Here is a 14,604-nt window from a genome sequence, read left to right as displayed (position 1 = left end):
GGCACCGGCGTCCGAGAGTGCCGATCCCTCGGCGACGTCCGAATCCGCGAGCGACGCTGTGGTCCCGTCACCCGTTGAGTCCTCTCCCGTCGAGGAACTCATCACTCCTGAGGGACGGCTCGACTCCGGCGTCAATGTGGCACGGTCCGCCATCCCCCGCTCCCGTGACTCACGTTCGAGTGAATCGCTCTCTGACGGATCGATGGTCGCCACCGCGGTGGCGCTCTCCTTCTCCGCGGCAGGGAAGAAGACGTCGACAGGACGGGCCCCTTCACTGCTGGTCGGGATCAGGGCGCCAAGCCCACGACCCAGCCCACGACGCTTCTCCTTCATTGTTCAGTTCTCCTGACGTGCGTCGGAACCCATGGACTGTGCAACTGCCTCACGCAGACGCCCCGGCTGTCGATCACTGATCTCGCGTGCAGCCTCGAGATAGGCCAAGGCCCCCGTCGAGGACGGGTCGTAGGTCATGATCGTCTGCCCGTAGCTCGGCGCTTCCGAGATCCGCACGGAGCGCGGAACGGTCGTACGGAGCGTCTGCTCTGGGAAATGGTCACGGACCTCGTCCGCGACCTGCTGCGCGAGGTTGGTCCGCCCGTCGTACATGGTCAGAAGGATCGTCGAGACGTGAAGTTCGGGGTTGAGGTGCGACTGGATCATGCCGATCGTCTTGAGCAGCTGCGTCAACCCCTCAAGGGCGTAGTACTCACACTGGATGGGGATCAGCACCTCCCGGCCCACGACGAAGGCGTTCACGGTGAGAAGCCCAAGACTCGGCGGGCAGTCGACGAACACGTAGTCGAGCGGCGGCAAGCCTGTCTCGACACGATGCGAGAGGTACTCGTCGAGGGCGCGGCGCAGTCGTGTTTCACGTGAAACAACGGACACGAGCTCGATCTCGGCACCGGACAGGTCGATGGTGGCTGGCACGCACCAGAGCGACGGAATGTCAGGGCAGGCCTGGACCACCTCAGCGATCGGGGTGTCGTCGATCAGCACCTCATAGATCGACGGCGTGCCGGAGTGGTGCGGAACCCCGACCGCCGTCGACGCGTTCCCCTGCGGGTCGTTGTCGATCACCAAGACATTCATGCCTGCCTTAGCAAGTGCTGCCGCCAGGTTGACGGTCGACGTGGTCTTTCCCACGCCGCCCTTCTGGTTTGCCACGGTGAAGATTCGCGTGCGATCAGGACGAGGGAACCGCCGGCCTTCAAGCTCGATCCGCCGCCGGACGTCCTGCGCCAGCTCTGCAGCCAGAGGTGTGGAGTCATCCACCGCGGGCATCGCGGCGAGCAGTTCTGCCCGGCGATCAGCGTCGCTCTGGTCTTGTGCAGCGAGCAGGTTGTCGTCAGAGGTCACGATGTTGTCCCCAGGTACATGAGGTGGAAGATCCGCAGAATTTAGCGGATCGGAGGCGATGCTGGTCTCTGTGTCCACAGAGGGCTGTGTATGACCGGAATGAGTTTCCACAGCCTCGACAGCGGTCGAGGACGCGGGGTCGTCGACATCCTCCCGGGCTGGCTCGGCGGTCTCCCCGGTAGCGCTGGCAGCCCGGAGCCAGACCGACGGGAGCGACCCATCACGGTGCTGCTCTGCGTCGCCGTCCGGCGCCGACGCGGCAGACCCGGCTGCCGTTTCACGTGAAACATCGGCATCATCAACGGGCGCAGACGCCGCAGCGAGAGCTGCTGTTTCACGTGAAACATCGGCGTCGTCGCGCACGCCCATGGTGTCGGCAGCGTCGCTGAGGGCCGCGACCGAGGCGGTTGGAGGGACACCCTCGTCAGTCGTCGACGCGTCGTTCGCCACCGCGTTGTCATTCTGAGACGGCTCGAGAGCCGGCTCGGCAACCGACGCACCACTCACGTCATCGCCGGGCCGATCCGCCGGACGGGACCCGGCAGGCTCGTCCCTCTCCGGTGCCGTGGCGATCTCCACGGCGAGTCCGCTTCGGTGATCCGAGGCGCCGTCGCTCCCGCGATGAACCGCCTGGGTCTCGCGGGGCACGTCCACCGTCTCGGCGTCCCCCGGAACATCCGAACGACGGGGTTCGCCAACCCCTTCCGCAGCTCGATCGGCTGACCCAGACGCTGCGGCCGCCGTGCGATCATCCCCCTGCTGCTCGAACGGGCGCAACGATCCATCATGGGGCGTCGTCGGCGACGAGGTGTGGGACGCGGGCGTATCGTCGCCCTTCGACGCCGAGAACGCGTCGTCCTTGTTCGGTGGCAACGAGTCGCGTTGTGGATCTCGGGACTCGGGCGTGGGCTCGTGCGGGGTGGACTCCGGGCTGTCGTGCCGACCGAACTTGCTCGAGAACCATCCCGCACCGCGTGCCACAGAGCCCTCCTCGAAACGCCGTTGATCGACCTGGTTGTCCAGTTGAGACGCTACCGCTCAGGAGCCCTTGATGGTCTCACGCGCCACACGAACAACCACCGTGTCGTCCACACCCTCGATCGTCGAGGCTTGCAGCACCTCGGCTGGTCCGCCGCCGAACCGTCGCAGAGTCTTCGTTGCCGCGGCGACCTCCTGCTCGGCACTGCGCCCCTTGAGCGCAACAAGAACGCCTCCACGTCCGAGGAGAGGAAGCGTGAGGCGCGCCAGCTTGTCCAAGGCTGCGACAGCGCGCGCCGTCACGGCGTCGGCCTCGAAGGCGCCGTGGTACTCCTCCGCGCGGCCACGACGAACGTCGACATTCTCCAGGCCCAGCTCGTCGGCGACCCAGCGAAGCCACACGCAGCGTCGATCCATCGGCTCGATCAGGACGACCTCAGCCTCAGGGCGCATCGCCGCAACAACTATCCCGGGAAGACCTGCACCGGATCCGACGTCAGCGATGACCCCTGATGTCGGCAAGAACGGGACCACAGCGGCGGAATTGAACAGGTGCCTCGTCCACAGTCGGTCGATCTCGCGCGGTCCGATCAGCCCGCGGACCTCGCCTTCCGAGGCTAGGGCGTCCGCGAACGCCTCCACCGCAGGAAAGGCCAAACCGAAGTAGTCACGCGACGCTTGACTGAGCCCGATCTCACGGTCTGCGAGCTGGTGAGCTGCCTCGGTCATGACTGCTCTCCTGTCGACCCGAAGAGACGCGGACCGACACGTGGCGCACGGTATCGAAGCATGTGCCCATCATCCCCTACCGGGGTCTTTGCTGTGCACCGTCGCTGACTGTGAAGCCGGCGGAATAGCCGTGTGCCCCACCACGCACGGCCAGTTCACGACCTACCAGGCGAGATGCGGCACGAGTTGATCCAGGTGGACGCGGGTGGACGCGGGTGGACGCGGGTGATGATGCGCTGCCCCGAGCGTCACGTCCGCTCGAGCCGACGCCCGCGGCCGGCGTGCCTTCGACCCTCGACGGGGGGTGATCGGAGTGACGCACAACCTGTTGCGACGCATCTCTCACTGTCGCCCGGACACGAACGTTTCACGTGAAACACGACGGCGTGTCAACGTGTGCTAGTCCGGCGCCCTCGCTGCCCCCACGAGGGATCCCCGGCCGCGCCAGCGCCTGCCAGTCGTGTCGAGTGATGCGCCGTCGTGTACCTGACAGCAACGCGGCCGTGGCGTCCCCTGCCCACCCATGGTGCCCGCGCACAATGTGAGTCGACAGCATTGGACGCATCCAGGCATCACCCGCTCACGACCATGCGGTTTCGGAGCTGCCGCCATCTAGGTGAGCTGCCCGGTCCGCACACAAACCGATGCAGACCTTGCAAGGCAGGAGTTCGAGTTCGGACTGCAACTGGAGCCAGGAGCTGATTTTGGAATCAGCGTTGGAGCAGGAGCCGCGAACCCGCACTCTCGTTCGCGCTCACGGTCGCGGTCGCGGCATGGCATGGTCGCTGCGAGATCACGAGCCACAACCACGTTTCACGTGAAACACGCACTCCACGGGACGAGAACGCTCCTGCACGGCCGCTGCTTCACCTGAAGCGTGCCGGCGTTGCGCGGCTCCATCCTCTTGACGCAACCACCGAGGCATGTTTCACGTGAAACCACACAGCACCCGCTGAACCGCTACCCGTCAGGCAGGCAGGACCACCACGTAGCGCGACGGCTCGACACCACGCGAGTCGCTCCGAAGGCCGGCCTCGGCCACGGCGTCATGAATGACCTTGCGCTCAAAGGCGTTGAGGGGCTCCAGCGCGACCTCAGACGCGCCCCCCTGTACCTGCTCGATGGCATCGGCTGCGATGACGGTGAGCTGCTCACGCCGATCCGCGCGGAATCCGGCGACGTCGAGCATCAGTCGGCTCCGCTCGCCGGTCTTCACCTGCACGGCAAGCCGCGTGAGCTCCTGCAGCGAATCGAGAACCTCACCCGATGCGCCGACCAGGACGCGGATCGAGTCGTTCCCTTCGGCCACGATCTCGACGGCTGGTCGATCGTTCTCGACGTCGATCTCGATGTCGCCGTCCAGATCCGCGATGTCGAGGAGCTCCTCGAGGTAGTCGGCGGCAATGTCGCCCTCTTCCTCGAGCCGACTCGTCGGGGTGGCTTCTTCACTCGTGGCCATGTGTGAACTCCTCGTCAGGACGGCGGTAGCCGGACTACTTCTTGCGACGCTTCGCGCTCTTCGGCTGCTGCCGCTGCGCCGTTGGGTTGCTCGTCGGCTTCGCGGCAGTGCCGTCACCCGCAGGTGCGTCGACCGGGGCCGTCGTCTCCGCGGAGGCATCGGCAGGATTCACCGGGGACGCAGGGGTCGTTGCTCCAGCGGGACGAGCACTGCCCTTGGCGCGGTCCTTGCGCTTCGGCTGCTGGCGCTGCCCACGCGGCTGCTGCTCGATGACGAGCGGACCCTCCGGGATGATGCCCTTCTTCTTGTCCTGGGCCGCCTTCTTCTCCTTGAAGATGCGCTCGGCCTCGGAGCCCGGCGCCGGCATCCGCTTGATCGTGTAGAACTGCTGCCCCATCGACCAGAGGTTCGTCGTCGTCCAGTAGACGAGCACACCGATCGGGAAGTTGATGCCGGAGATCGCGAAGACGAACGGGTAGCCCCACATCATCAGCTTCTGCGTCTGTGCCATCGGGCCTTCGAGCGCGGCCTTGGGCATGTTCTTCATGGTCAGCTGACGCTGTGTGAAGAAGGTGGTCGCACACATGGCGACGATCAGGGTCGCTGCGGCGATCTTGGCCGTCGCATCAGGAGCCGTACGGAAGACGTCGGAGAGCTGCGCCCCGAAGATCTGCGAGTGCTCGATGTCGGACGCGACGTTCTCGTTGATCGGCCCGAGGGCGGGCTTCTTGCCGGTGGAGATGTCCCCCAGCCCGTGCAGCACCCGGAACAGCGCGAAGAAGATCGGCGACTGCAGCAGGATCGGCAGGCAGGAAGCGAACGGGTTCGTGCCGTGCTTCCGGTACAACGCCATGGTCTCGCGTGACAACGCCTCGCGGGACGCGGGGTCGCTCTTGCCCTTGTACTTCTTCTGGATCGCCTGCAGCTCGGGCTGCATCATCTGCATCCCGCGGGACGCCTTGATCTGACGGAAGAAGAGGGGCATCAGCGCGATGCGGATGACAACCACGAGCCCGACGATCGACAACACCCACGCAAAGCTGGGCCCGTCGTGGAAACCGAAGAACGTCAGCACGTCGTGGCAGAGATACATGATCCATGCCACGACCCACTCGATCGGTCTGAGGATCGTGTCCATGCGTTCCAGAGCTCCAGAGGGTGCAGAAGGGCCGGTCAGGCGGCCGGAAGGCGGTCGTGCTCGGAGGGGTCGTGCTGGTGGAGCGTCGGAGAACGCCACGTTCCGCGGGGTGGTACGTCGTCGACTCCCCCACGGCTCCAGGGGTTGCAGCGCAGCAGACGCCACGCCGCGAGGACGAATCCCTTGATCGGACCGTGCTCCTCGACCGACGCCACCGCGTAGGCCGAGCACGTGGGGTAGTACTTGCAGGTCGCCGGGCGCAGTGGCGAGACCCACCGCTGGTACAGACGGATGGGAAACGTGAAGCCCCGCGAGATGGCACTGCGGCTCATGTGGTCACACCCGCCCGGTCGGAAGGCGCCGGTATGCGGCAGCGACAGCCGACCGGAGATCGCCGGCGAGCTGGTCGTACCGAGCGTCGGACGACGCCGGGAGTGCACGCACGACCACCGCCACCTCCGTCAGATCTGGGACAAGGTCCGCAGATGCTGCGCGGAGGCGTCGCTTCACGAGGTTGCGTGTCACGGCGTTCCCGACGGCCTTGGATACGACAAAGCCGACCTTGGCAGTCTCGCTCCCCGGATCCGGGGCGACGTGGACCACCAAGGTCGACCGTCCTGCTCGCACGCCATGCCGCACGGTCCTTCCGAACTCGTCGGACCGTCGGAGACGATGCGGCGCAGGCAGCACCTGGCTGCCGGTCAGGCAGAGAGCTCGGCGCGACCCTTGCGACGACGGGACGCCAGGATGGCGCGGCCGGCACGGGTGCGCATACGAAGACGGAAGCCGTGAGTCTTCGCGCGGCGGCGGTTGTTCGGCTGGAAGGTCCGCTTGGTCACGGTGTGCTCCATGGGTCGGGAGTGCACGGGCATCGCACGCGCACGGTGAATCACGTCGGTGGTCCGGGCTCGCATGCCACGTTCGCTGAGTCGCGATGCGAAGAGACGACCTGCAGCGCAGGCACGCCAAGAGAGCCCTGGACGGCTTGACCACGCTACGCGGTCGGACCGCCCGAGGTCAAACTGCGACAGTACTGCTCGACCGCCCTGGCTGCACACCGGGAAGCCGTCAGACCGCCCGATGATCCCGGTTCCCCACACCTGCCCGGATCCGGCCCGGGCCTACGACGACGAGCGTCGGCCTGCCCCTTCGACATTGCCCACAATCTGTGGATAACTATGTGGACAGGTCCTCGGATGGAAGACTCGAAGCGCGCCAGGCACACCCCCGCAGCCCGACCCCGCACCCCCCAGGACCGCACCCCGCAGCCCGAACCCCGCCTCCCGACCCGGACCAGCCGCACCCGCCCGGTGCTCGACCACGTACTCGCGAAAGGCCCACGCCACCGTGTCAGACGTCTCCCGCACAGCCGCCGAGATCTGGGGGGCCGCTCGCGCGCACCTCGACGCGTCCCCGGACGTGACTCCGCGGCAGCGCGGCCACCTGTCCTTGGTCGTGCCTCTGGCGATGCTCGAGGACACGTTCTTCGTCAAGGTCCAGACGGAGGCGCTGCGCACCTACGTCGAGACCTACCTGCGCGAGGTGCTGGCCGAGGGGCTGGCCTCCACCCTCGGGTGGCCGCCGAAGATCGCCGTCTCGGTCGATCCTGACCTGGTGCTGCCGGACGCGGTGGACTCCGTCACGACGCTTCCCTCTCCTCCTGCCGGCAGCGGGGGCGTCGGTCCGGCCCCGACGAGCGGAACGTCGGCCGCACCGCGCCCGCTCCCCCTCGGCTCGTCCTACTCGGACCGCGCCGCCTCCGACCGCGCCGCGCAGGGATCCCGTGACGCGAGCCCGTACGACGTGCCGCGCCCGCTGGACCGCGAGCAGGAGCAAGGAGCTCGCGGTCTCGCTCCGGAGATCTCCCCGCTCCACGTCCCGTCGCACAGGGCGGATGCCGCCACGGCGCTGCTCGTGGACGACGCGCCCGCGCGCGACCGTCCGGCGACGGCCGCCCCTGCAGACGGGGACGACGACCCTTACACCGCGACGGAGGCGCGCCGCCCGGGCTCGCACTCGGCGCGTCATGCCGATCCTGCGACGACGACGGAGAACGCCCGCCTCAACCCGAAGTACATCTTCGAGACGTTCGTCATCGGCGCGTCGAACAGGTTCGCCCACGCGGCGGCGGTCGCGGTGGCCGAGGCACCGGCGAAGGCGTACAACCCGTTGTTCATCTACGGCGACTCGGGTCTGGGCAAGACGCACCTTCTCCACGCGATCGGGCACTACGCCCAGAACCTCTACTCGCACGTGCGGGTGCGCTATGTGAACTCGGAGGAGTTCACGAACGACTTCATCAACTCGATCGGCGAGGGCAAGGCGGGCGCCTTCCAGCGGCGCTACCGGGACGTCGACGTCCTGCTCATCGACGACATCCAGTTCCTGCAGGGTAAGGAACAGACGATGGAGGAGTTCTTCCACACCTTCAACGCTCTCCACAACGCGAACAAGCAGGTGGTGATCACGTCCGACCTGCCGCCGAAGCAGCTCAACGGCTTCGAGGACCGGCTCCGGTCCCGCTTCGAGTGGGGTCTCATCACGGACGTCCAGCCGCCGGACCTGGAGACCCGCATCGCGATCCTCCGGAAGAAGGCCATCCAGGAGCGGCTCAACGCCCCGGACGACGTGCTCGAGTACATCGCGAGCCGGATCTCGACCAACATCCGCGAGCTCGAGGGTGCACTCATCCGTGTCACCGCGTTCGCGAACCTCAACCGTCAGCAGGTCGACCTGCCGCTGGCTGAGATCGTCCTCAAGGACCTCATCACGGACGACGACGCGAGCGAGATCACGGCGGCGAGCGTCATCGCCCAGACGGCCGCCTACTTCGGCCTGACGATCGACGACCTGTGCGGTTCGTCGCGGTCGCGCGTCCTGGTGACGGCCCGGCAGATCGCGATGTACCTCTGCCGGGAGCTGACAGACCTGTCCCTCCCGAAGATCGGGCAGCAGTTCGGCGGACGGGACCACACGACGGTCATGCACGCGAACCGAAAGATCAGCGAGCAGATGGCGGAGCGCCGGTCGACCTACAACCAGGTCACGGAGCTGACGAGCCGGATCAAGCAGCAGCACCGCGGCTGACCGCCCGTGCGAACGTCGGACGAGACCCGATCGCGGCCCTCTGCGGGTCCGCGATCGGGTCTCTCTGTCCACAGAGTTACTCACAACCGTGTTGTTCACACGTGTGGACGCCCCTGTGGATAACTGTGGATATCCCACCCTCTCGGTGTGGACCAACCCCACGTCCCCGTGGACGGCGTGTGAACAAGAATTGGCCCTCCACAGGGCCTCGTAGCCTCTCCACACCCTGTCCCGAGGTCGACCCACAAGCAGAAAACGGTCCTGACCTGCGATGACGGGAGTAATCCACAGGATCCACAGGGGCTATGACGATGACTACAGTTATCTAGGGAAGAGGGATCCAGCACGCCTTCATCAGGCGATCCGGCCGACGAGCCGCCCTCGAGCAAACCCCGACCGTCCCCAGCTCGCCGACACCTCGACCCACCGGCGCGCACCTGCCCCGTTGCCCCTCGACTCGCGTAGGGTTCACTCCAGGATCCGGCGGTTCGAAGGAGTGACATGAAGTTCAGGGTGGAGCGTGACGTCCTCGCGGAGGCCGTCACCTGGACCGCACGCACGCTCCCGACGCGTCCGCCCGCACCGGTGCTCGCCGGCGTCCTGCTCGAGGCCGACGCGACGGGCACGCTGGGTCTCGCGAGCTTCGACTACGAGGTGTCCGCCCGGGCGCAGATCCCCGCGGACGTCACCGAGCCCGGCCGTGTGCTGGTGTCGGGTCGTCTGCTGGCCGAGATCTCCCGGGCGCTGCCCAACAAGCCGGTCGACGTCGTCCTCGAGGGCTCCAAGATCAGCGTCACCTGCGGGGCGAGCCGCTTCACGCTGCTGACGATGCCTGTCGAGGACTACCCCGCGCTGCCGTCCATGCCCGAGGTGTCGGGCGTCGTCGACGGGGATCTGCTCACGCAGGCCGTCGCTCAGGTCGGGGTGGCCGCGAGCCGCGACGACACGCTCCCGCTGCTCACCGGCGTCCGGATCGAGATCGAGGGCGAGAAGATCACGTTCCTCGCCACGGACCGGTACCGCCTGGCGCTCAAGGAGTTCACCTGGAAGCCCAGCTGGCCGGAGATCTCGACGGTCGCCCTGGTGCGCGCCAGGACGCTCTCGGACGTCGCCAGGTCGCTCGGCAGCGCGGGAGCCGTCTCGGTCGCCCTGTCGTCCGGCCAGGGCGTCGACATGATCGGTTTCGAGGCCGGGGGCCGGCAGACGACGTCGCTGCTCGTGGACGGCGACTACCCGCCCGTGCGGCGCCTGTTCCCCGACGAGACGCCGATCCACGCGGTCGTGGCGTCCGCCGCGCTCATCGACGCAGCCAAGCGCGTGTCGCTGGTCGCTGAGCGCAACACGGCGATCCGCCTGTCGTTCACCGAGGGGCAGGTCGTGCTCGACGCCGGCCAGGGCGACGACGCACAGGCGTCGGAGGTCCTGGAGGCCCGGCTCGAGGGCGAGGACATCTCGGTCGCGTTCAACCCGCAGTTCCTTCTCGACGGTCTGGGTGCGCTCGGCACCGAGTACGTCCGCTTCGGTTTCACGCACCCGAACAAGCCCGTGGAGTTCACCGGTCAGCACGAGATCGACGGCGGCGACCTCGGGGACTACCGCTACCTCCTCGTCCCCATCCGCTTCGCGAGCTGACGCGCGCCGACGCGTCCGCACGGCCCGATGTACGTCTCGCACCTGTCGTTGACCGACTTCCGTTCGTACGAGTCGGCGGACATCGAGCTCGAGCCCGGGGTCAACGTCCTCGTCGGACCGAACGGTCAGGGCAAGACGAACCTCGTGGAGGCCGTCGGCTACCTGGCGACGCTGGGCAGCCACCGGGCGCCGACGGACGCCGCACTGATCCGGGCGGGTGCGTCACGAGCCGTCATCAGGGCCCGCGTCGTGCGGGGTGACCGTGCGAGCACGATCGACCTGGAGCTCGTCGCGGGTCGTGCGAACCGGGCCCGCGTCAACCGGTCGCCGGTGCCGCGCCCGCGGGACGTCCTCGGGCTCGTCCGCACGGTGCTGTTCGCCCCGGAGGACCTCGCGCTCGTCAAGGGAGACCCAGAGGGTCGCCGGCGCTTCCTCGACGAGCTGACGGTCCTGCTGGTCCCCCGCATGGCCGGGGTGCTGCAGGACTACGACAAGGTGGTGCGGCAACGCTCGGCGCTGCTGAAGTCGGCTGGCGGCCGCGGACGCTTCCGGCGCTCCGCGGACGAGGCCGCGACCGACCTGTCCACGCTCGACGTGTGGGACGCGAAGCTGGCGGCCCTCGGCGCCCAGATCACGGTGCTCCGCGCGCGCCTCGTCGACGCGCTCGCCCCGGACGTCCAGGCGGCGTACGAGCAGGTCAGCGCGGGACAGTCGGAGGCGGCGGTCCGCTACCGGCCGTCGGTGGTGGCAGCCGGCCCGTCCCTGGACGACTCCGTGGTCGTCGCAGCGGACGGTGCAGCCGCGGTCGAGCAGCGTCTGCTCGCTGCCCTGGTGGCCGCACGCCCCAAGGAGCTCGAGCGCGGGGTGTGCCTGGTCGGTCCGCACCGCGACGACGTGGAGCTGCGCCTCGGCGGCTTGCCGGCGAAGGGCTACGCGAGCCACGGCGAGTCGTGGTCGTTCGCGCTCGCGCTCCGGCTCGCGTCGTACCGCGTGCTGACGCACGGTGTGCCCGCGCTGACGGCTGCGGACGGCACCCCCCTGCCGGACGACCCGCTCGCGGGCGGCTGGGCGGAGGACAGCGAGCCGGTCCTCGTGCTCGACGACGTCTTCGCGGAGCTCGACGTCCGCCGTCGGGAGCGGCTGGCGGAGCTCGTCGCGGACGCCCGCCAGGTGCTCGTCACGGCCGCCGTGGGCCAGGACGTCCCCGAGCTGCTCGACGGCGCGCGGTTCGACGTCCTGCGCAGCGTGGTGACCCGTGCTGCCTGACGCGCCGGACGACGGTCGTGGCGACGGGCCGGACGACGGTCCGGGGACAGACCGGCCCCGGGACACCCGCCCGGTGCACGAGCGTGCGGACCTCGCCGGCCCGGAGCAGCTCGCCCGGGACGCGCTCGCTCGGGCGCGCGCCGCGGCCCGGGCGAAAGGGCTCCGGCCGGGGGCACCGCGCCGCGCGTCGATGGCGGACCCGCGAACGGGCACCGGGCGCGACGGCCGTGATCCTCAGCTCCTCGGGTCGGTGATGGCCCATCTGCTGCAGACCCGCGGCTGGGTCGAGGAGGTGTCGGTCGGCGGGGTGATCGGCCGGTGGCGCGAGATCGTGGGCGACCAGGTCGCCGACCACTGCGTGCCCGAGACGTTCGAGGACAAGGTGCTGACGGTCCGGACGGACTCGTCCGCGTGGGCTACCCAGGTGCGCCTGCTGGTGCCGCGTCTGCTCGAGCTGCTGGGGTCCGAGGTGGGCCAGGGCGTGGTGACGGAGGTCCGGGTGCTCGGGCCGGCCGGGAGGTCGTTCCGCAGGGGCCCGAAGTCGGTGAAGGGACGCGGGCCGCGCGACACGTGGGGCTGATCCTCCGACCGTCGCGAAGTCCTTGTGGAGATCCTTGTGGATAAGCCCGTTCCGGGCCGCGTTCCTGCGGTTCACCGGTAGACTGTCATGAGCACATTCGCGCGTGGTTCCCCTGGATTCGACCGAGGGTTGACGACCACGCGCGAGCCATGACGGGAGCGGTTGCGCACGTGACGGAGACGACCGGGAACACCGCCGGCAAGGCCAAGGACAGCACGTACGACGCGGGGAACATCACCGTCCTCGAGGGCCTGGAGGCGGTTCGCAAGCGTCCGGGCATGTACATCGGCTCGACCGGCGAGCGGGGTCTGCACCACCTGGTCTACGAGATCGTGGACAACTCGGTCGACGAGGCGCTGGCGGGGTACTGCACGGCGATCGACATCACGCTGCTCGCCGACGGCGGGGTGCGGGTGGTCGACGACGGCCGCGGCATCCCCGTCGCGATCCACCCGACCGAGGGCCGACCGACGGTCGAGGTCGTCATGACGATCCTCCACGCGGGCGGCAAGTTCGGCGGCGGCGGCTACGCGGTCTCGGGTGGTCTGCACGGCGTCGGCATGTCCGTCGTGAACGCCCTGTCGACGCGCATGGTCACCGAGGTGCGCCGCGACGGCTACCACTGGCGTCAGGCGTTCGCCGAGGGTGGCAAGCCCGTGGGTGAGCTCGAGCGCCTCGCTCCGATGACCGACCCCGACGCGACCGGGACGACGCAGACGTTCTGGGCGGACGACTCGATCTTCGAGACCACCGAGTACGACTTCGAGACGCTCCGCTCCCGGTTCCAGCAGATGGCTTTCCTCAACAAGGGTCTGCAGATCACGCTCACGGACGAGCGCAGCGGGCACCAGGAGACCGTGGCCGACGAGGTCGCGGCGGCCGACGACGAGGTGGAGGCACCGACGTCGCGCACCGTCACGTACAAGTACGAGGGCGGGCTCGTCGACTACGTCAAGCACCTGAACTCGGCGAAGCGCATCGAGGTGGTCCACCCGGACGTCATCGACTTCGAGTCCGAGGACACCGAGCGCAAGATCTCCGTCGAGATCGCGATGCAGTGGACGAGCGCCTACTCGGAGTCCGTCTACACATACGCGAACACGATCGCGACGACCGAGGGAGGCACGCACGAGGAGGGCTTCCGGGCGGCACTGACCTCGCTGGTCAACCGGTACGCCCGCGACAAGGGCATCATCAAGGAGAAGGACGACAACCTCACGGGCGACGACATCCGTGAGGGTCTGACGGCCGTCATCTCGATCAAGCTCGGCGAGCCGCAGTTCGAGGGCCAGACGAAGACCAAGCTCGGCAACACCGAGGCGAAGACGTTCGTCCAGCGGATCGTCAACGACCAGCTGGGCGACTGGCTCGACTCGCACCCGAACGAGGCGCGCGAGGTGATCCGCAAGGCGATCCAGGCGTCGGCGGCGCGCGTGGCGGCCCGCAAGGCGCGTGAGGCGACCCGTCGCAAGGGCCTGCTCGAGTCGGGCGGCATGCCCGGCAAGCTCAAGGACTGCCAGTCGAACCGTCCGGAGGACTGCGAGGTCTTCATCGTCGAGGGTGACTCGGCCGGCGGCTCCGCGGTCCGCGGCCGCAACCCGCACAACCAGGCGATCCTCCCGATCCGCGGCAAGATCCTCAACGTCGAGCGCGCACGCCTCGACAAGGCGTTGTCGAACCAGGAGGTCCAGGCGCTCATCACGGCGTTCGGGACCGGGATCGGCGAGGACTTCGACATCGCGAAGCTGCGGTATCACAAGATCGTCCTGATGGCGGATGCCGACGTCGACGGCAAGCACATCTGCACGCTGCTGCTCACGCTGCTGTTCCGGTACATGCGTCCGCTGATCGAGCACGGTCACGTGTTCCTCGCGCAGCCGCCCCTGTACCGCATCAAGTGGTCGAACGCGGACCACGACTACGTGTACTCGGACCGGGAGCGCGACGCGATCGTGGCGGAGGGCCAGGCGCACGGCAAGCGTCTCCCGAAGGACAACGGCATCCAGCGGTACAAGGGTCTCGGTGAGATGGACTACTCCGAGCTCTGGGACACGACCATGGACCCGGAGCACCGCACGCTCCTGCAGGTCACGATGGACGACGCCGCGACCGCGGACGAGACCTTCTCGATCCTCATGGGCGAGGACGTCGAGTCCCGCCGCAGCTTCATCCAGCGCAACGCGAAGGACGTCAGGTTCCTGGACATCTAGCCCGGTTCGGTCTGTACAACACCCGTCGGTCCCCCTGATCTGAGGGGATCGGGCGTACAGATCGCTCCCGACCAGGACGGACCACAGGTGGTGACACCACCGGACAGCAGAGGAACCCCGTGAGCGACACCCCCGAGAACGAGACCCCGCAGACGGTCGACACGTC

The 14,604-nt window shown here is 68.1% G+C and carries 12 protein-coding genes; 5 read left to right on the top strand and 7 right to left on the bottom strand.

The genetic code is table 11. The features are described 5' to 3' along the window. Window positions 1-336 precede the first annotated feature (336 nt). The 7 genes from CLV34_RS17280 to rpmH form a co-directional block, all read right to left on the bottom strand. Window positions 337-2,340 carry an AAA family ATPase gene (locus CLV34_RS17280; protein WP_342747222.1) on the bottom strand — a complete coding sequence of 668 codons (2,004 nt, stop codon included), beginning with the start codon at window positions 2,338-2,340 and terminating at the stop codon, window positions 337-339. Window positions 2,341-2,397: 57 nt separating this feature from the next. Beyond that, the gene (rsmG, locus tag CLV34_RS11590; RefSeq protein ID WP_100350466.1) at window positions 2,398-3,066 is read right to left on the bottom strand and encodes a 16S rRNA (guanine(527)-N(7))-methyltransferase RsmG; all 669 of its coding nucleotides are present in this window, start codon (window positions 3,064-3,066) and stop codon (window positions 2,398-2,400) included. Window positions 3,067-4,033: 967 nt separating this feature from the next. After that, window positions 4,034-4,525 (bottom strand): Jag family protein, encoded by a 492-nt coding sequence (locus CLV34_RS11585; protein WP_100350465.1) that lies wholly within the window; start codon window positions 4,523-4,525, stop codon window positions 4,034-4,036. A 34-nt stretch (window positions 4,526-4,559) separates the two neighbouring features. Next, on the bottom strand, window positions 4,560-5,663 hold the full coding sequence (gene yidC / locus CLV34_RS11580; RefSeq protein WP_100350464.1) for a membrane protein insertase YidC: 1,104 nt from the start codon (window positions 5,661-5,663) through the stop codon (window positions 4,560-4,562). A gap of 35 nt (window positions 5,664-5,698) precedes the next feature. Next, window positions 5,699-5,995, bottom strand: a complete 297-nt coding sequence (yidD, locus tag CLV34_RS11575; RefSeq protein ID WP_100350463.1) for a membrane protein insertion efficiency factor YidD — start codon at window positions 5,993-5,995, stop codon at window positions 5,699-5,701. Window positions 5,996-5,999: 4 nt separating this feature from the next. Next, window positions 6,000-6,353: a ribonuclease P protein component gene (gene rnpA / locus CLV34_RS11570; protein WP_100350462.1), complete on the bottom strand. Its 354-nt coding sequence runs from the start codon at window positions 6,351-6,353 to the stop codon at window positions 6,000-6,002. A gap of 11 nt (window positions 6,354-6,364) precedes the next feature. Beyond that, window positions 6,365-6,502 carry a 50S ribosomal protein L34 gene (gene rpmH, locus CLV34_RS11565; protein ID WP_100350567.1) on the bottom strand — a complete coding sequence of 46 codons (138 nt, stop codon included), beginning with the start codon at window positions 6,500-6,502 and terminating at the stop codon, window positions 6,365-6,367. A gap of 508 nt (window positions 6,503-7,010) precedes the next feature. Between rpmH and dnaA the strand changes: the two genes are divergently transcribed. The 5 genes from dnaA to gyrB all read left to right on the top strand — a co-directional run bounded on the left by dnaA (window position 7,011) and on the right by gyrB (window position 14,438). Continuing rightward, entirely contained in the window at window positions 7,011-8,750 is a 1,740-nt protein-coding gene (gene dnaA / locus CLV34_RS11560) for a chromosomal replication initiator protein DnaA (RefSeq protein ID WP_100350461.1), read from the top strand. Between the two features lie 501 nt (window positions 8,751-9,251). Continuing rightward, entirely contained in the window at window positions 9,252-10,382 is a 1,131-nt protein-coding gene (gene dnaN, locus CLV34_RS11555; protein WP_100350460.1) for a DNA polymerase III subunit beta, read from the top strand. 27 nt (window positions 10,383-10,409) lie between these two features. Further along, a complete protein-coding gene (gene recF, locus CLV34_RS11550) occupies window positions 10,410-11,648 on the top strand; it encodes a DNA replication/repair protein RecF (protein ID WP_100350459.1) in 1,239 nt (412 codons plus the stop codon). A gap of 73 nt (window positions 11,649-11,721) precedes the next feature. Then, window positions 11,722-12,228: a DciA family protein gene (locus CLV34_RS11545; RefSeq protein WP_100350566.1), complete on the top strand. Its 507-nt coding sequence runs from the start codon at window positions 11,722-11,724 to the stop codon at window positions 12,226-12,228. Between the two features lie 149 nt (window positions 12,229-12,377). Then, window positions 12,378-14,438: a DNA topoisomerase (ATP-hydrolyzing) subunit B gene (gene gyrB, locus CLV34_RS11540; RefSeq protein ID WP_100350458.1), complete on the top strand. Its 2,061-nt coding sequence runs from the start codon at window positions 12,378-12,380 to the stop codon at window positions 14,436-14,438. Window positions 14,439-14,604 lie beyond the last annotated feature (166 nt).

Source organism: Luteimicrobium subarcticum (assembly GCF_002798015.1).
GTDB lineage: Bacteria > Actinomycetota > Actinomycetes > Actinomycetales > Cellulomonadaceae > Luteimicrobium > Luteimicrobium subarcticum.
This window is presented reverse-complemented; position numbering and strand designations above follow the sequence as displayed.